The organism is Halobellus inordinatus (assembly GCF_024498335.1).
Classification (GTDB): Archaea; Halobacteriota; Halobacteria; order Halobacteriales; family Haloferacaceae; genus Haloquadratum; species Haloquadratum inordinatus.
The window spans coordinates 2,582,521-2,604,681 of record NZ_CP101825.1 but is presented as its reverse complement, the minus strand read 5'-3'; the positions used below and the strand labels follow the sequence as shown (position 1 = coordinate 2,604,681).

Below are 22,161 nucleotides of genomic sequence, written 5' to 3'. Positions count from 1 at the left end.
GGACGCCTCCGTTGGGACTGTGGCGTGAACAGGAAATCCTCCTATGCGTGCTCTCTGGCACAAGTTTCCGCGTCTTGTCACGGCCTAGGACCATTCTCTAACCACGTGCTTGATGCACTGGATTGTTATCGGCCTCAGCCAGCCCCTAGCACCTTGTTCACGCTCCAGGGGCATCGGTGCGGGATTTTCATAGATTCTCTACCATCCGTGTTCGGTTAACACTCCCAGTAATATTCTATAGGGTTCGAGATTGCCTGAGCCGGGCGTAGACGGCGGAATCGACCGATGCTCAAACCCTCCAGAACCGTCGGCTCGGGCTTAACCGAACACCGATGGATTCTCTACCCAAGAGCGTTCGGCCGAATTAAGTGCCTCGGAAGATAACCGCTTTCCGTATGAAGATTGCCGTCGTTGGTGGTGGTATTTACGGCGTAACGATTTCTCTCGAGTTATCTGACACCGGACACAATGTCGACCTCTTCGAGAAGGAGGACGAGATTATGACTGCTGCGTCCAGCATCAATCAGTGGCGTCTCCACCGTGGTTATCACTATCCTCGAAGCGACGAAACCGCGGAGTCGTGTCGCCGGAACGAACCGCTGTTTAAGGATTACTTCGAGGACGCGGTCGTCAGCGACACCGAACATCATTATTGCATCGCTTCTAATCGGACGAAGACCACGCCAGACGAGTTCGTCGCTCACTGTGAGAAACACAACCTGCATTACGACCAGACGAATCTGGATCTTGTGAACGACGAGCGGGTGGCGCTCACGGTTCGCGTCGAAGAGGACAGAGTCGATCCGTACCGTCTCAAGCGAAACTGCCGGCGTCGCCTTGATGAGAGCGAGGTCACTGTCCATCTCGATACACCAGTGTCCGTCGACGACGGAACACTCAACGACTACGACCACGTTGTCGTAGCGACGTACGCCAACAGCAATCGGACGCTGAACGGCGCGGACGCATTGCGTCGCGACCTGAAGTTCCAACTCGTGGAAAAACCGGTCGTGGAGTTGCCGAAGAGGTTCCACAGGAAAAGCGTAGTGGTGATGGACGGACCATTTATGTGCTTCGACCCGTACGGCCGGACCGGGAACTTCCTGCTCGGTCATGTCGTCCACGCGGTTCACTCGACGATCGTTGGGCAGGAACCCCAGTACGACGACATTTTCGGACCGATGTTGAACGCCGGCATCGTGGAGGACCCACCGGTGACGAACTTCGAGAAGTTCCGGCGTTCGGGTGCGAACTACATCCCCGGGTTGGCCGAAGCCGAACACATCGGTTCTATGTTTACCATCCGCGCAGTTCTCCCGAACGTTGAAGGCACGGACAAGCGACCGACCGTGTTGAACCAGTCTGACAGAGTGACAAGAGTGTTCTCCGGGAAGTTCGTCAACTGCGTTGAGGCGGCGAATACCATCGTCGAACGTCTCACGGGTCTCACTCGCAATAACTCACCGTCCGGTCCCGAACGGTAGCCACGACGTCATTGACGCACACGCCGAAGGCACCGTCACTCCGGACCTCACCACCGCTACGCATCGCTCGCAGGAACGCGTTTGCTTCTCGTTTTAACGGCTCCTCCGTAGCTTCGAACTGCAGTTCGAACTGTTCGGCATCGTTATCTAGCACGAACAGCTGATCGCCGTCCCACGCGAGCACGTTTCCAGCCTCATCGAGGAGAGTGACTATCTTCTGTTTCGTCGGAGAGAGCCGGTTCGTGTGTACGACGCTCCGCGCGCCGTTCTCGAATCTTAACTCGACTGTCAGTACGTCAGTCCGGTCTCTGCGTCCCCACGCGTCGTGCACATACACGTCCGAGATGACTCCGAGCAGGTGGTGACTGACTGCAATCTCGTGGCACACAAGGTTCTCCACGACATTCACGCCAAACGACCCCGTTTTCTGCCAGTCGTGTCTTATCAGGACGAACTCGTTGTCCCACGCTCGCAGTTTGTCGAATACCGGATGATAAAGGAACACATAACCGACGAACAGCGTCAGGTTTCGGTAGTCAGCCAACTCAATGATCGTCGTCGGAGACTCGCCCACAGTCGCGAGTGGTTTCTCCACGAACACGTGCTTATCGGCGCGGAGCGCCTGCTCCGCGAACTCAACGTGGGTGGGATTTGGTGTCGCGACGACGACCGCGTCGACGGATGCGTCTTCGAGAATGTCCTCGTACTCTGTCGTCACCTTTACTGCCGGATATGTTTTTTGTAGCCACTGGTCCGTTTCCTCGCTTCCCGCGTGGAGACACCACTGCACGTTCGCGACTTCGTCGAAGATCCGGAGTAGATTTCGACCCCATAATCCCGCTCCAAGTACCGCTACGACGGGCGTTCCCTCGTTCATAGTGTGGTCCTCTCTCGCCCACGTCTTACAGTTACTGTTTCGCGAGACACGATGGCAGAATACGAAATATCGATAGGTACTAACCGTGCTATAGTCATACGCCAAGTAATCGAATCAAGTATGACCGACGAGCAAATAGTCGTTTACACCGTGGTTTTTGACGACTTTGACGTCATTCTCACACCGCGCGTATTCCCCAAGAACGTTGATTACGTCTGCTTTACGAACACGCCGAATGCAGTTCCAGAGGGGTGGGAGATCCGAGAGGTAGAAAAAGACGGCCGATCCGCACGCCGCGCGAGTAGAGGGGTCAAAATCCGCCCTCACAAGTACTTTTCCGAGTACGAATACAGCATCTACGTTGACGGGAACTTCCACGTCGTCAGCGACGTCTCGGAACTCGTTGACGCTCACCTCAACGAAGTCGATATGTTAGTTCCTTCACACCCGGGGCGGAACTGCATCTATGACGAGGCAGAGTCCTGTATCGAACTCGGACTGGGAGACGAATCGACGATCCGCAGCCAGATGGAGCGATACCGCGATCGCGGGTTCCCCGAACAGTGGGGGCTCAGCAACACACATATTATGATCAGACGACACAACGACCCGACGGTTCGCGCCGCAATGGATAAGTGGTGGGACGAGTACCGCACCGGCGCCCAGCGTGACCAACTCAGTTTCGAGTTCGCGGCGTGGGCGAACGACATATCCTACGACCACTTCTCGGTCGATTACTTTCAGGAAGGCGGCTACTTCTTCCACTACCCGCACAAACCACCAGGGCTGTCTGGTGAGGTGTGGGCGACAATGCTGAGAGATGATCGCTACCGCAGGGATCGGTCCCAGGTGGCCAGTATGGGCCTCAAGGCTGCCTACCTCGTGCTCAGGGGAGGAAACATTCTGCGAACAGACGGTCTCAGAGCGTTCGCGGCCTCGCTTCGAGAACGGATGGTTCGGTGACAGTATGTGGGGACAGACGTTCTCGCGTCTCGTCGTGGGTTCGAGTCGACACGCCGCGAGTGAATCTCGGATTCGAAGTATAAGTAACGGCCGAGAATGAGAAACCCGCGTTCCGTCTCCCCGAGTCTCGAAGTACTCCGAGGGTTCGTCGGCAAACTCTTTATGGCTGGCATCGGATTCGTCGGTACGATACTGTTCGCTCGGGTGCTGGGACCGCGAGACTTCGGAGGATACTTTCTGTTGTTCACAGTTGCCGAGTTCGCGAAACTTCCTGTGGCTGGATTCGCGCTCGCGGGGAAGAAACGCCTCTCGGAAGCCCGCGGGAATCCGGGTGAAATCGCATCCGCGACACTCGTTATCGCACTCGCGCTCGCAGTCGTGGGGGCGGGTGTCGCCCTCGCGTTTGATTCGGTCCTAGTGGACTACACGGAAGTGGAGAACGCGGCGGTCCTGTTCGGGTTGCTGTTCGGGACGTCGGTGCTGTTTATAATGCTCGACAACCTTATCGCTGGCACGGGCCGAACATCGCTGACAATTTGGATCGACCTCATTCGGTCTGCGTTGACCACGCCACTTCAGATTCTGCTGGTGGTGCTCGGGTACGGCGTAACGGGTATGGTGGCCGGTGTTTCCGCCGCGACGGGATTGGCGATTCCAATCTCGTACCGGTATCTCGGCGTTGAGTTAGCCGTGCCAAGTCGGCGAGTGTTCCGACGGCTCTGGTCGTATGCGAAACACGGTATTCTGGTATCGACCACGAGCAAAGCGTACTCGCGCCTGGATATATTTCTGCTCGGGTTGTTCTTCGCGCCGACGGTTGCAGGGCGGTATGAGGTGGCGATGAAACTTACGCTGCCCGCGATTTTCATAACCCAGATAGCTGGATCGACTATGATGGCTCGCGTCAGTGACCTCAACTCGGATGATCTCCCCATCGAAGCCGAAATCAGGAACACCGTGATGTTCTCTAGTGTCCTCGCACTCCCGATATTCTTTGGTGGCGCGTTACTGTCGAAGCCACTCGTCGTGACGGTCTACGGCCCTGAATACGCCGGAGCCGCACCGCTGCTAATCGGTCTCAGTCTGTTCAGGGTTCTGCAGTCCCAGACGGCGCCACTCAAGGAGGCGTTGAACGGTATGAACCGACCAGAACTGAACGTCCGGATTGGACTGGTCACGCTCGCCACGAACGCCATCCTCGCGCTCTTGCTTGTCGGACCGTTCGGAGCAGTGGGCATCGTCGCTGCTACTGTCGTCGCGGAATGTCTTCGGTACGCGGGAAGCGCCGTGCTAGTCCGGCGACTTCGGCCGGAGGTCGTGTTGCTCACGAGACCACAGGTTGAACAGTTCGCCGCCGCCTCAGTTATGGGGGTCACGGTGTACGGTGCTCACCAGATCGTTGCGGTCCGATCGTGGGTTGATCTGTCGCTTCTCCTTGTGGTCGGCGCGGCCACGTACGCCGTCGCGTTGACTGTCCTCAGTCACCGATTCCGGTCGACGGTGCGCGATGTGTACAGGGAGGTCGTCGCTAGCACTGGTGGCTGACCGCCGACGGCAGATTCGACTGGCTTTTGAGGAATAGCTGGCGAGTGACGAAGCGGAACAGCGCTAAAACCGCCACGTTTAGACGGTAGTGCCGAGTATCCCGAAGCGATGAATCGGGTGGACATCCTCCACCGGTACGGCGCTCGGCGTCACTATCTCCCGATAGAAGCGTCACTCGGGGAAGTCCCGAACCCGGGTGTCGAGTACTACGAGTTCACGTTCACTACCAACCTGGTTCGTGCGCCCCGGAACGCGTCCTACCTCTTCGACGTGTTGACCGGGCGTCGAGAGTGCCGACCGATTGTGCTGGGAGCGGAACCCTACGACGTACGCCTCCCCTTGTTTCGCCGAATCTCCGACAACTATCCCGTCGTCTACCACACGAGTTGGCCCTACTGGTCGAATGGACCGGTTCCTCGGAAGCCACTTTACTCCAGTCTCCCGGACGCCTGGATTGACTTCCTCAAGACTGTGCCAGTCGTGACGGTAACTACAACTGCCAGAGATTCACTCGCCGACCGTGGTGTGGAAGCGACACACATCCCGCACGCTGTGAACGTGTCCACGTACTCGCCGTCGGCCGGACGGGCATCGGATGGACGGGAACTGCTGTTCGTTGGCCGACTGGAAGAACGTAAGGGTGTAGATTTGCTCCTTCGGTTGAGTCGCGAACTTGACGACACGACTGTCCGGTTCGTGGGTGATGGGCCAATGCGGGACCGCATCGAGAAACACAGCCAGCCCGGGAACGTCGTCTACGAGGGGTACGTGAGCGACGACGACAGACTCGCATCCCTGTACGCCAGTGCCGACGTGTTCGTGTTGCCGTCTCGGCCCGCCGAAACGTGGGAGGAATTGTTTGGAATCGTCCTCATAGAAGCGATGGCCTGTGGCACGCCAGCCGTGAGTACGACCTGCGTGGGTCCGGCAGACGTCGTCAGCGCTGAGGAAACCGGCCTCCTCGTGGAACCGAACGACTACGGAGGCTTGCGCAACGCGGTGCAGCGCCTCCTCGAGGACCCGGAACTCAGGCGGCGAATGGGTGAGCGGGCGCGCCGGGAAGCGGAGATCAAGTACGCCCTTGACGTCGTTTCAGACGCGTGGCTGGACATCCTCCAGTCAATCGAGTGATACTACCGGCAGTCACTTGGGATAGCCGATGTCCTTGAAGCGGTCTGCGATGTCCCCGCGTATTGTTCCTTCGCCCGTTTCGAGTCGGCGAGTGTGAGTTTTGAGTTCTGCTTCGAGTTCCGTCTTCCTCCACCTTGTCCTATTCCGGGTACCACGTGAGTCGTTCCTCCGGCGACTTCCAGACCGCGTACTGCACGGCCGGTGGCAGCGCGGCTGGATCCACACCCATATTTTCGGCCTGCTGATATATTTCGTGGTCTGTGATGTCGTAGTAGGAGTACACGCATTCTCTCGTGTCGATGATCAGGTCGACGGAATTATTTTTTATACGTCAGAAAGCGATAATATCGTCGGGTATAGGTCGACGAGGGACACCAAGGACTCCACCACGCCGGATTCGAGGGTTCCAGTCGGGTCTCTGACCAGCGACGGAACGCGGATGATGGAGTTGTGCACGAAGTACTGGTGACCGAACACGCCGCCGTCGCCGAAACTGTCACCGTGGTCCCCGAACAGCACGAACACCGTGTCCTCCCACTGTCCCTGTGCTCGCAGCGTCTCGACGAGAGAGTCCGCGTACCGAATCTCACCGGCGTAGAGGTTCTCGAACGTATCCACCTCTCTCTGGGGCGGTTTGATGCTCCCAGTCGCGGCCTTCAGTCGGTTCTCACGGCCGCCGTACACGTTGCCCTGCCACCAGGCCACATATCGACCGGTTCGTGTACGTCGAGTGGAACGGGTTCGGGGGCGTGTACTTGTAGTGGGCGTCGTTCAGGTGAACGAATAGACAGAACGGGTCGTCTACCGATTTAAGAAACTCCTGAGCGTCCTCAAGCGTTTGACGGTCAAGCATCTCAGCACGCCAGTCCGGTGATTTTGAGGTTCGCCACGCTCGGTACTGGACCTGAAACGCGATCGCGCTCTTCCAGTACTGTCTCGTAGTCTCGTAACCGGTTTCGAGCAGCGATTTCAGTGTGGAGGAGTGCTCGCCGATTCGGTCCGCGGTTCGCCGCTTCACTGACGGCCCGCCGTCGTCATCGGCGTCAATTATCGGTGTGCTTGAATCCGCGACTGATGCCCGCGGTGTCGAACCAGCCGTTGTTGTAGTAGAACGCGTCGGTGACGTATTCGGCATCGGAGAGGAAATCGGCGAACGTCGGGTGGTCACCGAGTCGTCCGCGGCCAGTGGGAACGCCGTTTTCGGGCGAAAGAGACCTGTAAAGACAGACGTGTGGACCGGGAGTGTCCAACTCGACGGCGATATCGCGGCACGAAACACCATACTGTCCGAGCCAAGTTCAGCGAGAGACGGTGTCGTGTCGTACTGAGTGTCCTCGTCAAGCGACCAGGAGTCACCTCTAAAGCTATCTACGGAAATACAGACAACGTTCGGTTGCCCCATCAGGCCCGCGCTCGGCACAGGCGCTAATTAATCTTCCTTCGCTCATCAGTAGGAGATTGTTGATACTGCCGATCGGTTGCTACGGAGTCGAAGACCATAAGCGCACCGCGTCAGCGGTGCCCGACACGAATGATTCCGCTGGATATGTTTAGGTCGGAATCGGTCGCAGCGGACCTGTTGCAGCAGGTTTGCTGGCGTGACGGTGTCGCCTGTCCTCGCTGCCGCTCGGACCGGACGGTCAGAAACGGCAGCTACAGAGAGTTTCAACGGTATCTGTGTAAGAGCGACCGCACATTCAACGACAAGACGGGCACGATTTTCGCTCACTCGAAGGTTGCACTCCGCCGGTGGTTGTTCTCGATCTACGCGTTTCTCCGGATTAACACGAGTCTCCGCCAACTCCAGTGCGAAATCGGGGTGACGCACAAGACGATTCACCGGCGCATCGAGTGCTTCGCCAGAGCGCTTGATGCGCTTTCCCTCGATGTCGGACCGATCGAAATCGACGAAGTGTACGTCTCTGCCGGGAAGAAAGGCCGCGAGCGCGACCAGGAGTCGCGCTCGCGTGGCCTGTCCACGCGCGGACGAGGTTCGTACGATGGCGACAAGCCACCTGTGTTCATCATCACTGATCGTGGGACCGAACAGCGATACGTGGTCCCAGCGAAAGCCACCGATGAATCAACGATTCGACTCCTCCTTGCCGACCGCAAAGAAGAGTCGCTCACGGTCTATACCGACGGCCTTCGAGCGTACGAACCGCTCGAAGCGGACGACGCATTCGGCCGCGAATACGTCGTCCACGGCGACGGCGAATACACCGATGAGGAAGTTCACGTCAACACCTGCGAGAGCCACGCGTCGCTGGAGTGATCAGCGGAACTGTTGAACCCACTGATGGACTCCAGCCACGCCACAGAGAAACCGGGAGACGACGGTGAGATAGTCGTATCCTCGTCGTCTGTTCCGACCAGTTCAGAACTTATGCAGACCACTCACGCGACGGTGGCTCTCGCCCCATCGAGGCGTCTCGAAAGACAAATTCACGCAGTATCTCAGAGCGTTCCAACTCCGCCGAGAATTATATCGAAAATCGGAGCGGGACGCACTCAAACACGCTATCGAAGCGACGCTCTGAAATCAACAATGTGCTACGCAAGAGCGATCTTCCTTACCGGCTTATCATCGCTGACTTCACTAGAGAACGCGGGCCTTGACTCGGAATCCACCGACGATGTGTCCGATATGGTCGGCGAGCCAGAGGGCAAACCGATCGGGTATGTACTTGGCTTTCCCAGGTTTCCAGACATCGATGGATTCGACTTCGAAGAGGTCGTCGACAAGGTAATGATCGAACACTCTGTAGTCGAACGGGCGAGTGTGTGTCGGGTCTCGCCACGCACTGACAGCGTTCCAGTGAGGGCCTGCAACCTCCGCGACGCCGCCCGGTTCCAGAATACGGTGGAGCTCTTGGATTGTCGCAAGGTGGTCGTCGAGGTGCTCCATCACATTGTCGAGAAGCGCGTATTCGAATGCGTCGTCCTCGAACGGCCACGGCGGTTCGTTCAGGTCGGCTAGCACATCGACTTTAACGGTTCCGCCCCGGTTCCCCGGCCCTTCTCGGCGGTGGTCGACGTTCAACCATCCTTCCCTGTAGTTGTCGCCGGACCCAAGATTCACCCGGCGGTAGGCTGCCATACTTACTCCATATTCGGCGCGTGTTAAAAACGAATCGGAGAAAAGTATGACAAATTCATCATTAGCAGGGTTGACCGGGCGGCGCCGTCATGCTTTCCTGTCTGATTCTTGCTGTTGATCTCCGGTGTTCCGGTCAAGCCACGCCGCCGTTTCCTCGATGCCCTCAACGAGGTCAACCGTTGGCTCCCAATCGAGGAGCGCTCTGGCACGGTCGATGTCGGGTTTCCGGCAGTCGGGGTCATCTTCGGGTCGGTCAACGTGACGGACTTCGGACTCGATACCGATGATGTCCTGCACGATCCGAGCGAGTCTATTCACGGTGATTTCCTTAGTACCGCCAAGGTTGATGACGGTCCCCGACGCGTCATCCGTTCGCATCATCTCTCGAATCCCCGAAATGATGTCCGAGTAGAAGCAGAATGTTCGCGTCTGTTCACCGGTGCCGTGGACCGGCAAGTTCTCGCCCTCCAACGCCCGAGTCACGAACGTCGGAATAACGCGACCGTCGTCAGCCCGCATCCGCGGCCCGTACGTGTTGAATATTCGTACAGTGCGGACGTCGAGTCCTCGCTCGCGCTGATACGCGCAAGCCAGGGACTCGCTGAACCGCTTCCCCTCGTCGTACGGCGACCTCACGCCCCTGATGTTCACGTTCCCGTTGTAGCACTCGGACTGCGGACTCACCTCAGGATTTCCGTACACCTCGCTGGTGGACGCGAGCAACACGGTGGCGTCGTGCTCCGACGCCGCTTCGAGGACATTCCGAGTCCCGATCGCGTTGGTCAACCCGATGTCGACGCCGTGAGACTCGAATTCCGTCGGGCTTGCCCGCGACGCGAGGTGGTAGAACTCGTTTACGGCCTTGAACTCTGGCAGCGGTTGCTTGACGTCGTGCTCGCAGACTGCCACCTCACTGCTGTCGGAGTAACGCAAGTTACTCCGGCCGCCGCTGCTGAAGTTGTCGACGACCGTTACCTCGTAGTCGTCCTTGACGAGCGAATCGACCAAGTGACTGCCGAGGAACCCGGCGCCGCCAGTGACTACTGCGTGATGCTCGGACATCGTCACAGTTCGAGGCTGCTGTTGTCGCCGATGTTAAGTTGGGTCGGGGCACCGACGACCTCGGCGTTGTCTCCGATTAGACTCCCCTCGATGTTCGCGTCCCGTAGCTCCGTGTTGAGGCCGACGATGCAGTTCTGAACGATGGTGTTCTCAATGGTTGCATCGCCGTCGATGCTGACGTAGGGGCCGACGATGCAGTTCTCCAGAGACGCATTCTTACCGATGTCCACCGGCGGAGCAATAACCGCACCGTCACCGGTGGGAGTCGACTCCGTCGGGGCGTCTTTATTCGACAGCAGGACCCGATTCGCCTCTAGCAGCGTCTTTGGCCGGCCGCAGTCGTACCACTCCTTTACCTCGAACGTGGTCAACGACGCCCCGGACTCCACCATCCGCTGGAGCGCGTCCGTCAACTGGTACTCGTCGCCCGCACCACGGATGTCGTTCTCGATCAGATATTCGAGCGCTGCGAAGAGCCTGGAAGTGTCGTTGACGATGTATACGCCGCTGATGGCATCGTACGACGGAGGGTCGTCGGGTTTCTCTATGAGTCGCGTGATCTCACCACGCTCATCGCGGTCGACGATACCGTAGTGACTCGGTTCGTCGACCTGCTTGATGCCGATGGCTCCGGCGGTATCCGCGTCACTCGCGGCGATGAAGTCGCTGTAGTCGCTTTCGAACAGCATATCGCCGAGCGTAATCAGGATCTCGTCCCCACGGACGTGCTCCTCGGCCTGATAGATGCTGTGTCCGAGTCCCAAGGCGCGGTTCTGGATGGGGAACTCAAAATCGAAGACGTCACTGTAGTTGTCCGTCGCGTACGAGACAATCTGGTCCTGCATATCCTTCCCGACCACGACCACCACTTCGTCGACCGTGGTCTGTTCGATTCTGTCGAGAATGTGCCCAAGAATCGGCTTGCCGGCGATTCGAACCATCGCCTTCGGCTTGGTGTGGGTATGTGGATAGAGTCGCGTACCCTGTCCGGCAGCAGGAATAATCGCCTTCATATCGGACTGCTTCAACACCGGCACTGATAATTTAACCGTTTGCACGCCCGGACGCCGCCGCGGCCCCGGTCACTCAGTGCTACGGGGCGTTCGTCCGCTCTCCGTCAATGTTGTCTGGTCCGGGGTATCGCAAATATCGGGAGTTGTATATATTGGTGTCACCAAGTGACATCGAATGACTCCACCGACCCTACTTGTCACGGTGGACTCCCTGCGGTACGACCACCTTTCTGGGATGTCTGAAACAAGAGCGAGACTGGACGACTGGCACGAGAACGCGTACACCACCTGCACGGCGACACTCGGGAGTTTCCCGGGAATTATCGCCGGCAAGTATGCAGAGGGCGTAGGTCTAGAGCCGGGTGAGAGCGTCGCGAATGCGTTCGACGATGCGACGGTCGGAATCACGACGAATCACCTTCTGTCGGACCGGTACGGCTACCAGGATGGCTTCGGTGTCTTCGTATCGCCTGACAGCGACGGGTCAGTGAAGGACAAGGTCGGCGAACGGCTCACCATCGGGAGCCCCAGTTACAAGATTGCGTCTGCAGTCTGGGGGACCTTCCAGCGCGTGAAACAGCGCTTTGTCGGCGTCTCGAAGTCGTTCCGACCGGCCGAGAGCGTCGTGGACTCGTTCCTGACGCACGTCGACGGGAAGGAGGGGTGGTTCGGCTGGCTCCACTTTATGGAACCACACTATCCCTACGACCCTGACGGCGGCGACGTGAGCCGTTCGAGAGCCCAGATGCTCTCGCGGAAGGTCATCAGCGGTGAGGGGACGCCAGAGCAGGAGAAACTCGTCCGGGAACTCTACCGCCGAGAGATTCGAGAACTCGACGAGAAACTCGCTCGCCTCTGGGAGTCGATTCCGTCGGAGACTCGAATCGTGTTCTGTGCCGACCACGGCGAGTTGCTTGGCGAGGATGGACTCTGGGGACATCCGGGTGAGATTCGACCGGAGTTGTTGCACGTTCCGTTCGGCACTGCGAACGTGCCGCCGACCGGCGACATCATCTCGCTGGTCGACATTCCGACGCTGCTCGCCGAGGAACAGTGGGGTGCTGGCGACCTCAACCGCGACACGGCGTACGCCAGCTATGGCGGGGAGAAGGCTGCAATCGACGTGGACCATATCGCGTCCGAGGACGGCACAATGACCCACGACGGCGACCCGGCGTCGGCACCGACACTCGAACGGAAACTGAGTCGGTTCGACTCCGGTGGCGTCGTCAAGGAGGACGCACTCAAAGAGGACTTGGAGGAGTTGGGCTACCTATGACACTCGTAGTACTCGGTCTTGACGCGCTTGACGCAGCCCTCGTTGAGCGGTTCGACGCGGACGCGTTCCAGTTGAATGAGTCCACGCAAATCAAGACGTTCGCGCACTCGCGGGACGTGCCATACACGCTGGAAGTCTGGCCGACAACGGTGACCGGTGTTGGACCCGAGGAACACGGTATCACCGATAGTGGAACCAGCGAATGGGGCAATCCGATTCTGGAACTAGGCTCTCGATTGACCGGCCGCCTCTCCGAGGGCACTCGGGGGAAACTAGGGAGTTTGGTCGAAGAGATGACCGGAACCCGCGAGGAACTTGCGGAGACGGACGCTGAAACGGTCTTCGACAGGGAAGACGCCGTGGTCCACAACTGGCCGGGCGTTCACGACGGGTCGGACCTGCAGCGAGCGTGGGACCTGATGGGTGCGACGACGGAAGGGATGGGGCGTTCGACGTTCGAGCGTGAATTGCTCGGGTTGTGTGCCGAACAGTTCGGGTGGGCTGTCGAGATGCTGAACCACGATGTATCGATTGCGGGCGTGCACGTCCACACCCTCGACGCGGCGGGCCACGCATACTCCGACAACGAAGCCGCGCTGTCGGCGATGTACGACCGGGTGGGGTCGTTCGTGGCCGACTTGGAGACGGCGCTCGGCCCGGAGGACGACCTCTTGCTCTTGAGCGACCACGGGATGAAAACGGAGTTCGTGGACGGCGACTCGGGGCATTCGTTCCGTGCGTTCGCGGCCACGACGACGGACACCGTGCCGAGGGATGTGTGCGAGGCGGCGAACTGGATTGAAGACCACGCGATCGGCGCCAGCGGCAAGGACGCTGGTGACGTCGACATCGACCGGGAGAACCTCGAAGATCTCGGCTATATATAGACCGGTTCGAGCGCGTGGTGACGCGACTCTCCGCCTTAGTCTGTCTGAGAGAGAATCGCGTCGTAGATATCCTCACTTTTCGCGGCGAACTGCGGCCACGACACGTCGGACGCGTAAACCTCGGCTCGCGACTGGAGACGGTCGACTGTGGTGTCGTCCGTCAGGACTGACTGCAGGGCGCCCTCCAGTTCGGATTCGCTCTCGTAGGTGAGCAGACAGCTGTATTCCGCTTCCACTTCCTTGAACGCGGGCAACGAAGAGGCGACTACCGGCTTGCGGTGGGCGAGCGCATCGTTCAGGACGCCGCTCTGGCTCACGCGGCCGTACGGGAGCACGACTACGTCCGCGGCACCGAAGACAGTCGGGATATCGCTGTCGTCAACGTAGCCGAGGAAGCGAACGCGGTCGGCGACGCCGAGTGACTCGGAGAGCGCCTTCACCCGCTGCTGGACTGCCTCGCCTTCTCCCGGTCTCGGGCCACCAGCAATAACGTAGGTTGCGTCTGGAAAGGACGGGAGTACTCGAATGACGTCTTCATATCGTTTCTTTTCTTCCAAGAACCCGAAGGTGAGCAACACTCGGTCGTCGACCCCTAACTGGGATTTGGCTTCAGCTTTCGGGACGCGGTTAACGTCGTCCTTGGTCGGATGCAGTAGCCGTTCGACAGGGACGTCAGTACCGTGCCGCGATGAGAGTATCTGTCGTGCCTCGGACGAGTGAACGACGATGACGGCCGACGCCCGTATAGCGAGTCGTTCGATAATATAATCTCTGGCGCGCAATAGGTAGTCGCCAACGATGCCGCGGTGACTGTGTCGTTCGTGGACTTCGTGGAGAGTGGTCACCACTGGCGTGCCAAGTTGACTGAGGGCGCAGAAGAACAGCGGGGCCCCGACACCACTCATCGCCAGCTGGCCGAACAGGCCGGCCTCGAACTGGACGTGAATCACATCTGCACTCGCAGAGACGTCACTGACTATGTCCGTGAACGCCAGTGGATTTGAGGACTCGGAGTGTTTGATGGGAACTACCGAGACGTCGATCCCGACAGCTTCGAGCGCATCCGCGAACCGCTCAGAGTAGGTGGCGATTCCTCCTTCTTGATCCCAGGGCGTAATCAGGCAAACTTCCATAGTCACGTTGTGTACACGTTGAGGAGTCGGTCAGTCGTCTCGTCCCACATCTGGAGTGAAGCGGTCGGCTCTGGTTCCAGACCGCTGGCCGCCCGAACCGCGTCCGCTACCGGCGCTGTTTCCTCGATACAGACCACTCCGTCCGCGGAACACCAGTTGGAGAGCGCTCCCGCCTCCCGCACCACACACGGCGTCCCCGCAGCCAACGCCTCCGCAACCGTCATCCCGTAAGCCTCGAACTCGCTCATCGTCACATACACTTCGGCCCCGGCATACAAACCCGGCAACTCTCCCTCATCCACGTACCCCAAAAACTCCACTCGATTCTCGACGTCCTCTTTGCGGGCAATCCGTTCTAATTCCCCTCGATACGGCCCGCTTCCGGCTACCAAAAGATCGTACTCCGGAAGTTCAGGCAACGCACGAATAACGTGATGGACTCCCTTATACTCCTCCAAGCGACCAACAGTCAATAAATACGGACGATCACGTTTGACCGGCTCTGCGTCCGCGAATCGTTCTACCTCCACACCGTTCGGAATCTCCGTCGCCTCGGCGTCAAAATCGGAAGCTAACTGCTCTTCCTCCCACTCGCTCACTGCAATCACCTCGTCAGCACGCCGAACGGCCCATCGACCGAATGGTCGATACAATGACAGTAATCGATCCCGAACCGAACTCGCACTCGCGCCGTGGTAGTGGGTCGTCACCACGAACCTTTGACTTCCGATCCCTAACGCAGTGAAAAAAAGTGGAAATGAGTGATAGTTGTGTGCGTGAACGACATCCGGGTCCGACCGCCGCACGGCCGTCGTTATCTGGGGACAAAGGTGGATCGAATCACCGGGAGCGACGCTCTGGTACCGTCGAACCAGAACTCCGTTGCGGCGCTCCCGGCGCTCACCCTCCGCGTTCGCATCCGCCGTGACGACTGTCACTTCGTGTCCACGCGCCACGAGACGCTCCGAGATCTCTTTGACGTGCATCTCCACTCCACCGGACTGAGGAGGATATCGCGGCGTCACCTGCAGGATCTTCATTGACGACTCTCCACCTCTCACTCGTACGCGTCCCGAAGTTCCTCATCCACATCCCATACTGCGGACCCCTCACCGCGCCAAAGCTTCACGGCCGCAAAGAGCAGCGATACCTGCGTGTCGAACACCGCGAATATCGGCTGCAACGAGCCGAGAAGATCTCGCGAGCCCAAGAACGTGAACGCACCGACGCCCGCCGGTACGGCCAGCCCAAGCGGTCCCGCGAGGAGCACACCAGTAAGCGTCGCCAGTCCGACCGATACTGCCAACAACCACGGCGAAACCAACATAAACCACCAGTTGAACGGAAGCACTACACCGCCATACAACCCGTAGCGACCCAGCATATCCCGGTTCCGAAGTAAAAGTCGAATCAGCCCCATCGCTCTCCGGTCCTTCTGGGCTCGGCGCTTGCTGAATTCGGAGTGTGACGCCTCTTTGTACCGAATTTCGGGATCGAACACGACTCGCTTCCCGTTCTTCCGGATCTTCAGCGCGAGTTCGGTGTCGTCGGCGATCGAATCCTGATCGATCGGGACGATCTCCTTGTTCTCGAACGCCGAGAAGGGGCCGTGGAAGATGAGCGTCGAATCCAGATGCGACTCCAGCGTCTGAATCGTCGCTTGCACGTCCCGGTAGCCTTCCTCCACGTCGCTCCCGCCCAGAACGTCCACGTTACGCCCCGTCACCGCCCCCACGTCCGGGTCTGCCAGATTCGCGGCCGCCTCTTGAAGCGCGTCGGCTGCGAGCTTCGAGTCACAGTCCGTTTTAACGACTATCTCGTTCGAGGCGGCGGCATACGCCTCGTTCAGTGCGGGAGCTAGCCCCCGCCGTTCGTCCTCTTCGAGGAGCGTCAGCTCCGGCGTCTGCCGGTCGGCGAAGAAGTCCCAGATGATCTTTCGAGTATCGTCGTCGCTGGAGTCGACGATCACGATCTCCACCTCGTCCATCGGGTAGTCGAGCGAGATGATGTCTCGGAGTTTGTTCTCAACGATGCGTTCCTCGTTGTAGGTCGGGAGAACGATACTCACAGATGGTTCCGCCCGGCGTTTATTTGCGGGCGATCCCTGTGGATTCCACATTTTCGCGAGGAGAAGGTAGATCGCGTATGGAAGCCCCGTCAGTGACACCAACGTGGTGACGGTTCCAACGAGGTTTCGAACGGATTTTCGCATTAGCCGATCATTTGCAGACCAGAATAAAAACCCCCGCGGTCCCGGATACCCTCTGTATTCATTCCACTGTCACGCTCTTCGCCAGATTTCCCGGCATATAAGGGTGTCAAGGTTAGAGGATCGAATTGTGAAATGCTGCGAAGGCTTTGACCCAGCGGTCGACTGATTCCTAGGAGTTATACTAGGGGATGGCTGTAGAAGAGCCTAGTTCGGTATTTCAGCAGGCCGAACCACGCTTCGACGAGAGACCGTTCCCCTCACGTTTCTCGGCGTGATTCACAGAGATCGAGATCGTCAAGCGGCCAGTTGTACCACGGACCCCGATCCACGAGGACAACAGGATCGCCGCGACAGCGCTTCAGCACTTGCTTGATGAACAGCAACGCGTCGAGGTCAGATCGGCCGGTCGAGACCTCGATGTGGACGACTTCGAACGTCTGCACATCGAGTGCTGCCCAGACGTAGACCTCAGTGTCTTCGACTTTCAGCTTCGTTTCATCGATTGCAATCGGCGAGTGGTGATCAGGGTCGGGATCGAGCAGGTGCGCCAGTTCGTGATACCACTGGCGCCGGCCTCATACGACCGTCCGATCACCTTCTTGACGCGCCGATACGACAAGCCGGCGTGATACAAGAACGCTGCCTCAACACGCAGCTCTGTTGGCGTATCTTCACGCGAAAACATTTCCTGCTCGCGTGCTTGCTCAACCACGCGGCCGAGCATTGTTGAGTCACCAACTTACCCTTGCTCGGCCGCATCCTTCACGCTAAGGTTGGCACCCTCACGAATGGCTCCAGTTCCCCCAACTCCGGAACCGTTACCTCGTCGACGAACGTCTCCGCATCGATCATATCAGAGACACACCCGACCACGGGCGCCCCACGACACTCCACTTCCTTCACGTTATTCAGCGTCTCGCTTGCTTTCGCACCTTCGGTCAGCACGGCCAACACAGGCGTTTCGGAAGTCACCAACGCCAACGGTCCTTGTTTCAACTCACCGGCAGGGAATCCTTCCGCGTGATCGTACGAGATCTCGTTCAGTTTTACCGCTCACTCTAGCGCGATGGGCGTCCCCAGACGCCGTCAGATGAAGAAAAATGCGTCGCCGTAATCCTCCGCCACCAACCGAGCTTGCTCTTCGTCGTCAAGCACCTGCTGGATGGCGCCGGGAGTTCACAGGTATCCGACAGCAACTCCTGAGCCTCTGTCATCGATATCGTTCCGCGTTTTCGGCCCACGTGGACCGCCACCAGCGCCAGCGTCCCTACCTGCGAGCAGAACGTCTTCGTCGCCGTGATGCCGATCTCCGGGCCGGCGCGGATGGACACCGTATCGTCGACTTCCTGTACCTCCTGGGCGGCGTAGACCGTTACGCCGTCCTCAGTGAGCGGAATGACGTCGCCCTCCTCGGGATAGCTCACCTGGCGCGTGTGCTTGGCGAACGCGGGCACTTCGCTCGCGAGGAACGTCTCGTGGTCGACGAATCCGAGGACGAACGGGTTTCCGCTGCGCGTCGCGATCGGACGCCAGTTCCTCCCTGACCAGATGCGAGACGATCTCGGTGTCGGTGTCGCTCGTGAACTCGTGGACGCGGCCCTTCAGCCCTGCGCGCAACGCATCGTAGTTCTCAATAACTCCGTTGTGGACGACAGCGACGTCGCCCGACTCGTCGGTGTGCGGGTGCGCGTTCCGATCGGTGGGTTTGCCGTGCGTCGACCAGCGCGTGTGGCCGATTCTGGTCGTCGCAGTCGAACTCTCGGGGAGGATCGCCTTCAGCGCGGACAATTCGCCTCCCTTCTTGTAGACGTCCAACCGCTGACCGCCGAGCGCGATCTCCGCGGAGTCGTAGCCGCAGTATTCGAGATTCGAGAGGCCGTCTCTGAGGATCGGAAGCGCGTCCTCGCGACCGAGGTAACCGATGGTCCCACACATACTATCTCCTCCGTACGATTGCGCCGGTCTCAATATGACCGCTCACGTCACATCCGGACTCGACCGTCCTGTGGTTGCCGAGGATGTACCGGGCGAGAGCGTGACGCCGCCACCGATCGAGCTATTGTCGCCGACGACACAGTCGCGGACGATCGCGCCGTCGCCGATTGTCGCGTCCGCAAACACGACGGTGTTCGCGCCGGTGTCGACGTTGTCTCCGAGCGATGTCCCGGGCAATACCGCCGCGCTGGGCCTGAAGCGGACGTCGGACTCGCTCGCTCCGGATCGATCGAGCAACCGATCGTTCACCGAGAGGATGTCCCAGTGGTACGAGACGTCGAGCCAGAGCCCGTCGAAGGGGCGGCTCGGAGTCCATCGCGGTACTCGCGGAGGACCGCGGTGACAGCCAGTACACCCTCCGCCTTGGCGGCGCGGAGGTCGTCGAAGATCGCTTTCCCGAGGCTGAAGACGCCGGCGTTGATGTAATCGGTCGTGACGGTGTACGCGGGCGGCTTCTCCTCGATCGGCCGCACCTTCCGGCCGTCGAGTTCGACGGTGCTGTAGTTCTCGGATCTCGGGTGTCCCGCCACGGCCATCACGGGATCGTGGCTCTCCTGCGGCGCCTCCATCAAGGCAGAGATGGCGGCCGGTTCGACTATCCGGTCGCCGTTGAGCACGACGAAATCGCCGTCGATCGCCAGCTCGGCTTGCAACAGCGCGTGATCGGTTCCCTGCTGGGTCTCCTAGACGGCGTACTCGATGTCGACGTCCCAGTTGTCGCCGTCGCTGAAGTAGCTCGGGATGCGCTCGCGCTTGTAGCCGACGACGAAGACGAACTCGTCGATGTCGGTGTCGCGGGCGGCCTCCAAGACGAGTTCGAGCAACGGTCGGAGAAAAGTCTCCGTGAGACTGAGGACTACCTCAACGAGATGCCCGGTATTCTCGCCGTGTTCGGACTTGACAAGGCACCGAACTACAGCTCATTGTGTCGGTGGGAACAAGAGTATCGGATGTGAACTCCGCCGCCTGCTCCGCGCTTCGGCGGAGCAGGCGGGCTGGAGTAGTGAAGCCGCGATCGATGCAAGTGGCTTCCAGCGCGATCAAACCAGCCACCACTACCGTGACCGCGCGAATTACTCGTTCCAGTCGATGAAGACGACGATCTTGATCGACGTGAACTCGCTAGCGATCAAGGACGTTCACTACACGACGCAGAAGACGTGGGACGGCCACATCGGGATGCAGGTCTTCCGCCGGAACGCGGAAGACCTGTGTGTACTGTCCATCCGTTCTAGTTTAGTGGCGAGCAAAGCTGAACTCACCCGATTCAACCTGGCTGCGTAGCCGTTGCCTGTGTGGATTTGGATTTCGTGACGCCCACAGCAACAGCTCGTCCAAATCCGGTAGTTCGTAGCCCAACTCAACCATGAGATATAGCTGAATCAGATGAGCGTGCCGCTCCACGGCTAGCGAGCAGCGACGCCGAGGGAGCCGCGACGCCGACTCGTCGGCGTCTGCGGCGGCTTCGGCCTCACGCTGTCTGGCCTCAAGTGACCGCAACTCGTCCACAATTACACGGCTCATCATCAGCGAAATTGCTGCTATGATAACCAGCGCCTCGATAATGTAGGCGTCGGTCGTGTTGATCTCGTCCAAACCGAACCGCGATTTTAACTCCTTGAACAGCAACTCGACTTCCCAGCGCGCCCGATAGAGCTGCGCGATATCGGGCGCGCTATAGTCCTCTTTGCCGAGATTCGTCAGATACAGATGGTACTCGTCGGTCTCCTCGTTGCGCAGGCCGATCAGCCGAAACGTCCGGGTCGCGCTTGCGCCCGACCCTCGTTTGCGATCAAACGAGAGCGTGATGCGGATATCAATCTCCTGTCGCTGCAGGTCGTCAAGGACGGCCTGCAGCGACTCCCCTTCCAGCGGGATACTGTTGCCCCGCCACGTCCGTAGTTCTTCGACGATCTCGAAGTTCGCGTTGTCCTTGACGCGGGAGACGAACCATCCGCCGTTCTGGTCGATTCGGTCGAACAGCCAGAAGTCGTAGAAGCCTAAATCAAGGAGTATGAGGGCGTCAGCTACCCACTCTCCGGTGGGTAGCTGACTCCGTTCATGAGTTGTTCCGTCGGTTGTGCGGAGCCGTGTTGGGAGACCTGTCGAGAGTGACTCGATGAGGTGGAGCTTCAGTTCAGCTTGGTCCTCGCCAGTTGCTGCGTAGACATCAGCGGCGTCCTGGTACAGTGAAACGATAGTCGCGTCGGCAATCAGGACGTCTCGAAAGCGTTCGAGACGTCCGTTCAAGTCGGTTCGTCCAGTATCGAGATTCTCGATAGCGTCATCGAGAATCTCTCGAAGGAGTGCAACGAAGCCCGGTTCGAACCAGTCGTGGAATGCTGCGTAAGAGAGTTTGTCGCAGTCAGCCATCTCGACGTAGCGTTCGAGAAATGCTTGTAGAGAACGGTCTGAGCCGGCAGCGAAGCCAAACGAGAGTGTGTAGAACAGTGCAACGATGTCGAACTTGCGCTGACGTTCGACGAGATTCGTTGCGCGAGCGCGCTCGCGCAACTCATCGGAGGGAAACGCTCTTTGAATCCGGTCAACTACGACTGAATCCGGTGGGCTGTAGGTCATACTTCCCACCGGGTTTCTCAACCGGGTAGTTGCGACGATATCAGACCAACAGACGGCGGTCGGTTGTCGCGTTAAACTAGAACGGATGGTGTACTGTCTGCTGACGCGAACTACTCGTGGAGCGATCTCCGTGAGGAGTGTCGCCCCAACTCAACGCGACCGCTGATCAAGTACAGGGAACAAACTCCGTTGCAGAAGGCCCACAACGCCCGGATGAACGAGGACTACAACCAGCGGTGGATGAGTGAGACGGGCTTCTCGCAGTTGAAGGAAGACGACGGCGGGAAGTTTCGCTCCCGGAGCTGGCACGGCCAGTTTCGGGAGCTGACCCGGAAGTGCATCGTGCATAACCTGATGCAGGCGGCGAGTTAAGGGCTCGCCGCCTGCTCCTTTTCTCCGGACGTATCCGGGAGAAGCACCGCCGTCGTCACCGAACCAACGGAGCAAGATACTATAGTTTTGACCCTTCGGCAACCGCCGTGAGTGACAGCTATTGCATCTTCTGACCCCACGTACGCGCTTCTGACGGCGTGAGACTACAAACAATCGACCCTACCCCGTCGGTGTCTTGCGTTCAACAGGGCAACATTTTGTGTAGGACACTGGGGACGGAGTGCTTGACGCACCATTTCCTCGACTATGTGATCCGTCTCGAATCCGAGTCGGTCGCGCGCTATCGACGTGTCGGCGGGGAAGTCTGGCCCCGTCGGTTGTCTCTCCCGTGGATTCTTGACGGACTCGATCTCCAGTTTGTAACCGCGTTCGCCCAGATAGATGCGCTGAACGATCTCGGTTACGTCGATGACGTTCAACTGTTCGCCGCTCGCGAGCGGGATGTCGGTCGCGCCAGCTTCGTCCTCCTCGCCTCCGATCAGTGTGGATGTGGAGCGTCGATACGCC

Annotated in this window: 23 protein-coding genes and 5 pseudogenes; 10 read left to right on the top strand and 18 right to left on the bottom strand. The window is 59.0% G+C overall.

The features are described 5' to 3' along the window. Nucleotides 1-395: 395 nt before the first annotated feature. Nucleotides 396-1,484 (top strand): FAD-dependent oxidoreductase, encoded by a 1,089-nt coding sequence (locus NO362_RS13295; RefSeq protein ID WP_256545640.1) that lies wholly within the window; start codon nt 396-398, stop codon nt 1,482-1,484. Here NO362_RS13295 and NO362_RS13290 read toward each other — a convergent pair. Continuing rightward, the gene (locus NO362_RS13290) at nt 1,447-2,361 is read right to left on the bottom strand and encodes a Gfo/Idh/MocA family protein (protein ID WP_256545639.1); all 915 of its coding nucleotides are present in this window, start codon (nt 2,359-2,361) and stop codon (nt 1,447-1,449) included. The two genes, NO362_RS13295 and NO362_RS13290, sit on opposite strands and share 38 nt — an antisense overlap. A 120-nt stretch (nt 2,362-2,481) precedes the next feature. Here NO362_RS13290 and NO362_RS13285 point away from each other — a divergent pair, with 120 nt between their 5' ends. The 3 genes from NO362_RS13285 (at nt 2,482) to NO362_RS13275 (ending at nt 6,000) form a co-directional block, all read left to right on the top strand. Next, nucleotides 2,482-3,324 carry a glycosyltransferase domain-containing protein gene (locus NO362_RS13285; protein WP_256545638.1) on the top strand — a complete coding sequence of 281 codons (843 nt, stop codon included), beginning with the start codon at nt 2,482-2,484 and terminating at the stop codon, nt 3,322-3,324. Nucleotides 3,325-3,420: 96 nt separating this feature from the next. After that, a complete protein-coding gene (locus NO362_RS13280) occupies nt 3,421-4,869 on the top strand; it encodes a lipopolysaccharide biosynthesis protein (protein ID WP_256545637.1) in 1,449 nt (482 codons plus the stop codon). Nucleotides 4,870-4,986: 117 nt separating this feature from the next. Beyond that, entirely contained in the window at nt 4,987-6,000 is a 1,014-nt protein-coding gene (locus NO362_RS13275; protein ID WP_256545636.1) for a glycosyltransferase family 4 protein, read from the top strand. A gap of 324 nt (nt 6,001-6,324) precedes the next feature. Here NO362_RS13275 and NO362_RS13270 read toward each other — a convergent pair whose 3' ends face one another. Both NO362_RS13270 and NO362_RS14615 read right to left on the bottom strand, forming a co-directional pair. Continuing rightward, the gene (locus NO362_RS13270; protein WP_256545635.1) at nt 6,325-6,705 is read right to left on the bottom strand and encodes a sulfatase-like hydrolase/transferase; all 381 of its coding nucleotides are present in this window, start codon (nt 6,703-6,705) and stop codon (nt 6,325-6,327) included. Next, nucleotides 6,668-7,135 (bottom strand): sulfatase-like hydrolase/transferase, encoded by a 468-nt coding sequence (locus NO362_RS14615; protein WP_369335106.1) that lies wholly within the window; start codon nt 7,133-7,135, stop codon nt 6,668-6,670. The genes NO362_RS13270 and NO362_RS14615 overlap by 38 nt, the downstream gene beginning before the upstream one ends. 396 nt (nt 7,136-7,531) lie before the next feature. Here NO362_RS14615 and NO362_RS13260 point away from each other — a divergent pair. Continuing rightward, a pseudogene (locus NO362_RS13260) lies at nt 7,532-8,266 on the top strand (IS1595 family transposase); the annotation flags it as partial. 130 nt (nt 8,267-8,396) lie between these two features. Continuing rightward, nucleotides 8,397-8,540, top strand: a pseudogene (locus NO362_RS13255) (IS1595 family transposase); the annotation flags it as partial. Between the two features lie 59 nt (nt 8,541-8,599). Here the strand turns inward: NO362_RS13255 and NO362_RS13250 are convergent. The 3 genes from NO362_RS13250 to NO362_RS13240 all read right to left on the bottom strand — a co-directional run bounded on the left by NO362_RS13250 (nt 8,600) and on the right by NO362_RS13240 (nt 11,175). Next, nucleotides 8,600-9,100 (bottom strand): methyltransferase domain-containing protein, encoded by a 501-nt coding sequence (locus NO362_RS13250; RefSeq protein WP_256545633.1) that lies wholly within the window; start codon nt 9,098-9,100, stop codon nt 8,600-8,602. An 87-nt stretch (nt 9,101-9,187) separates the two neighbouring features. Then, a complete protein-coding gene (locus tag NO362_RS13245) occupies nt 9,188-10,162 on the bottom strand; it encodes an NAD-dependent epimerase/dehydratase family protein (protein WP_256545632.1) in 975 nt (324 codons plus the stop codon). A 2-nt stretch (nt 10,163-10,164) separates the two neighbouring features. Further along, nucleotides 10,165-11,175, bottom strand: coding sequence for a sugar phosphate nucleotidyltransferase (locus NO362_RS13240; protein ID WP_256545631.1), 1,011 nt, complete (start codon nt 11,173-11,175; stop codon nt 10,165-10,167). A 175-nt stretch (nt 11,176-11,350) separates the two neighbouring features. Between NO362_RS13240 and NO362_RS13235 the strand changes: the two genes are divergently transcribed. Together NO362_RS13235 and NO362_RS13230 are read left to right on the top strand one after the other, a co-directional pair. Further along, complete coding sequence (locus NO362_RS13235) at nt 11,351-12,454, top strand: sulfatase-like hydrolase/transferase (RefSeq protein WP_256546674.1); 1,104 nt, start codon at nt 11,351-11,353, stop codon at nt 12,452-12,454. Then, nucleotides 12,451-13,341: an alkaline phosphatase family protein gene (locus NO362_RS13230; RefSeq protein WP_256545630.1), complete on the top strand. Its 891-nt coding sequence runs from the start codon at nt 12,451-12,453 to the stop codon at nt 13,339-13,341. Before NO362_RS13235 ends, NO362_RS13230 begins: the two co-directional genes overlap by 4 nt. Nucleotides 13,342-13,376: 35 nt before the next feature. Here the strand turns inward: NO362_RS13230 and NO362_RS13225 are convergent, their stop codons facing one another. From NO362_RS13225 to NO362_RS13185, 11 genes and pseudogenes are all read right to left on the bottom strand, one after another. Further along, nucleotides 13,377-14,474, bottom strand: a complete 1,098-nt coding sequence (locus tag NO362_RS13225; RefSeq protein ID WP_256545629.1) for a glycosyltransferase — start codon at nt 14,472-14,474, stop codon at nt 13,377-13,379. A 2-nt stretch (nt 14,475-14,476) separates the two neighbouring features. After that, a complete protein-coding gene (locus NO362_RS13220; RefSeq protein ID WP_256545628.1) occupies nt 14,477-15,514 on the bottom strand; it encodes a glycosyltransferase family 4 protein in 1,038 nt (345 codons plus the stop codon). A 17-nt stretch (nt 15,515-15,531) separates the two neighbouring features. After that, the gene (locus NO362_RS13215; RefSeq protein ID WP_343218090.1) at nt 15,532-16,686 is read right to left on the bottom strand and encodes a glycosyltransferase; all 1,155 of its coding nucleotides are present in this window, start codon (nt 16,684-16,686) and stop codon (nt 15,532-15,534) included. Between the two features lie 257 nt (nt 16,687-16,943). Continuing rightward, nucleotides 16,944-17,174 carry a hypothetical protein gene (locus NO362_RS13210; protein ID WP_256546645.1) on the bottom strand — a complete coding sequence of 77 codons (231 nt, stop codon included), beginning with the start codon at nt 17,172-17,174 and terminating at the stop codon, nt 16,944-16,946. Next, nucleotides 17,171-17,410 (bottom strand): hypothetical protein, encoded by a 240-nt coding sequence (locus NO362_RS13205; protein ID WP_256545626.1) that lies wholly within the window; start codon nt 17,408-17,410, stop codon nt 17,171-17,173. The genes NO362_RS13210 and NO362_RS13205 overlap by 4 nt, the downstream gene beginning before the upstream one ends. 59 nt (nt 17,411-17,469) lie before the next feature. Further along, a pseudogene (locus tag NO362_RS14575) lies at nt 17,470-17,808 on the bottom strand (SIS domain-containing protein); the annotation flags it as partial. Then, entirely contained in the window at nt 17,745-18,110 is a 366-nt protein-coding gene (locus tag NO362_RS14570) for a hypothetical protein (RefSeq protein ID WP_343218089.1), read from the bottom strand. The gene NO362_RS14570 and the pseudogene NO362_RS14575, both read right to left, overlap by 64 nt. Next, nucleotides 18,070-18,621 carry a glutamine--fructose-6-phosphate aminotransferase gene (locus NO362_RS14565; protein ID WP_343218088.1) on the bottom strand — a complete coding sequence of 184 codons (552 nt, stop codon included), beginning with the start codon at nt 18,619-18,621 and terminating at the stop codon, nt 18,070-18,072. Before NO362_RS14565 ends, NO362_RS14570 begins: the two co-directional genes overlap by 41 nt. A 42-nt stretch (nt 18,622-18,663) precedes the next feature. Then, nucleotides 18,664-18,930 (bottom strand): hypothetical protein, encoded by a 267-nt coding sequence (locus tag NO362_RS13195; protein WP_256545625.1) that lies wholly within the window; start codon nt 18,928-18,930, stop codon nt 18,664-18,666. Beyond that, a complete protein-coding gene (locus NO362_RS13190) occupies nt 18,927-19,334 on the bottom strand; it encodes a sugar phosphate nucleotidyltransferase (protein WP_256545624.1) in 408 nt (135 codons plus the stop codon). Before NO362_RS13190 ends, NO362_RS13195 begins: the two co-directional genes overlap by 4 nt. 30 nt (nt 19,335-19,364) lie before the next feature. Next, nucleotides 19,365-19,505, bottom strand: a complete 141-nt coding sequence (locus NO362_RS13185) for a hypothetical protein (protein ID WP_256546673.1) — start codon at nt 19,503-19,505, stop codon at nt 19,365-19,367. A 6-nt stretch (nt 19,506-19,511) separates the two neighbouring features. Between NO362_RS13185 and NO362_RS13180 the strand changes: the two are divergent. Next, nucleotides 19,512-19,905 (top strand): annotated as a pseudogene (locus tag NO362_RS13180) (transposase); the annotation flags it as partial. 12 nt (nt 19,906-19,917) lie between these two features. On the opposite strand, the gene NO362_RS13175 reads toward NO362_RS13180, so the two are convergent. Continuing rightward, a complete protein-coding gene (locus NO362_RS13175; RefSeq protein WP_256545623.1) occupies nt 19,918-21,270 on the bottom strand; it encodes an IS4 family transposase in 1,353 nt (450 codons plus the stop codon). A gap of 81 nt (nt 21,271-21,351) precedes the next feature. On the opposite strand from NO362_RS13175, the pseudogene NO362_RS13170 reads away from it, so the two are divergent. Beyond that, nucleotides 21,352-21,633 (top strand): annotated as a pseudogene (locus tag NO362_RS13170) (transposase); the annotation flags it as partial. Nucleotides 21,634-22,161 lie beyond the last annotated feature (528 nt).

Excerpts from the sequence above, each read along its gene's own strand:
- NO362_RS13205 (WP_256545626.1), bottom strand. The coding sequence starts at position 17,410 with ATGCTCGGCCGCGTGGTTGAGCAAGCACGCGAGCAGGAAATGTTTTCG.
- NO362_RS13225 (WP_256545629.1), bottom strand. The coding sequence starts at position 14,474 with ATGGAAGTTTGCCTGATTACGCCCTGGGATCAAGAAGGAGGAATCGCC.
- NO362_RS13220 (WP_256545628.1), bottom strand. The coding sequence starts at position 15,514 with ATGAAGATCCTGCAGGTGACGCCGCGATATCCTCCTCAGTCCGGTGGA.
- NO362_RS13295 (WP_256545640.1), top strand. The coding sequence starts at position 396 with ATGAAGATTGCCGTCGTTGGTGGTGGTATTTACGGCGTAACGATTTCT.
- NO362_RS14615 (WP_369335106.1), bottom strand. The coding sequence starts at position 7,135 with ATGCCGAATACGTCACCGACGCGTTCTACTACAACAACGGCTGGTTCG.
- NO362_RS13230 (WP_256545630.1), top strand. The coding sequence starts at position 12,451 with ATGACACTCGTAGTACTCGGTCTTGACGCGCTTGACGCAGCCCTCGTT.
- NO362_RS13215 (WP_343218090.1), bottom strand. The coding sequence starts at position 16,686 with ATGCGAAAATCCGTTCGAAACCTCGTTGGAACCGTCACCACGTTGGTG.
- NO362_RS13245 (WP_256545632.1), bottom strand. The coding sequence starts at position 10,162 with ATGTCCGAGCATCACGCAGTAGTCACTGGCGGCGCCGGGTTCCTCGGC.
- NO362_RS13235 (WP_256546674.1), top strand. The coding sequence starts at position 11,351 with ATGACTCCACCGACCCTACTTGTCACGGTGGACTCCCTGCGGTACGAC.
- NO362_RS13250 (WP_256545633.1), bottom strand. The coding sequence starts at position 9,100 with ATGGCAGCCTACCGCCGGGTGAATCTTGGGTCCGGCGACAACTACAGG.
- NO362_RS13290 (WP_256545639.1), bottom strand. The coding sequence starts at position 2,361 with ATGAACGAGGGAACGCCCGTCGTAGCGGTACTTGGAGCGGGATTATGG.
- NO362_RS13285 (WP_256545638.1), top strand. The coding sequence starts at position 2,482 with ATGACCGACGAGCAAATAGTCGTTTACACCGTGGTTTTTGACGACTTT.
- NO362_RS14565 (WP_343218088.1), bottom strand. The coding sequence starts at position 18,621 with ATGTGTGGGACCATCGGTTACCTCGGTCGCGAGGACGCGCTTCCGATC.
- NO362_RS13240 (WP_256545631.1), bottom strand. The coding sequence starts at position 11,175 with ATGAAGGCGATTATTCCTGCTGCCGGACAGGGTACGCGACTCTATCCA.
- NO362_RS13280 (WP_256545637.1), top strand. The coding sequence starts at position 3,421 with ATGAGAAACCCGCGTTCCGTCTCCCCGAGTCTCGAAGTACTCCGAGGG.